Source organism: Helicobacter trogontum, from assembly GCF_000765905.2.
Taxonomy (GTDB): Bacteria; Campylobacterota; Campylobacteria; order Campylobacterales; family Helicobacteraceae; genus Helicobacter_A; species Helicobacter_A trogontum.
In genome coordinates, this window is the sequence record NZ_JRPL02000101.1 from 1 (window position 1) to 671 (window position 671).

General features: G+C 37.4%; 1 pseudogene. It reads right to left on the reverse strand.

Annotated elements, in window-relative coordinates:
- Positions 1-586: pseudogene (locus tag LS81_RS11055) on the reverse strand (hypothetical protein); the annotation flags it as partial.
- Positions 587-671 lie beyond the last annotated feature (85 nt).

A 671-nucleotide genomic window follows, 5' to 3' on the forward strand; every position in this document is an offset into this window, starting at 1 on the left:
GGTTATGCAAAAGATCACAAGCATCATCTCCCCCATCATCACAAACATGCAAATCACCACACAAACTATTATGAGAATCCACTACACCACCCATTGTTGTATCTAGTTCTTTCTTAATGGAAGCTATATTAGATTCTATAACACCGCCTTTACTTACATTACCCTTTGTCAAGTCGCCCTTACTTGTCATCTTATCTTTTGTCATGTTGAGCGACAGCGAAACATCTCTAACACCATCATCACAAACACGAGAAACGCCACCACAAGACTGCAAAGCACCTAACACACTAGCAACTTGAGAATCTTCTAGCCTACTTGCCCTTACAGCATTTTCTAGTCTATTGATTCTATAGTTTGTTATAAACTCATTTGCTTCAGCCTCACTAGCAAAAGGCTCACTCCATATTTGGAGGACTTTGCCAGAGTTACCACCAACACCATTAACATACCTAAAGTATAAAATTTGGAACTTTAGAATGCAAAAATTTTTGTCTCGATGTTTTGCACGAAAGCATGCTTTCTCTAAACTCTTTTTGACAATATTATTTTGCAAAGCAAACTCTTTACTACTTATCCATTGTCCCATTATTTTTCCTCTTTATAAGCAAAGCATGCTTGTCTTCTTGCCTTAACTTTAAGCTTACCATTATGTGTTCTTCTACTGAAGTGCC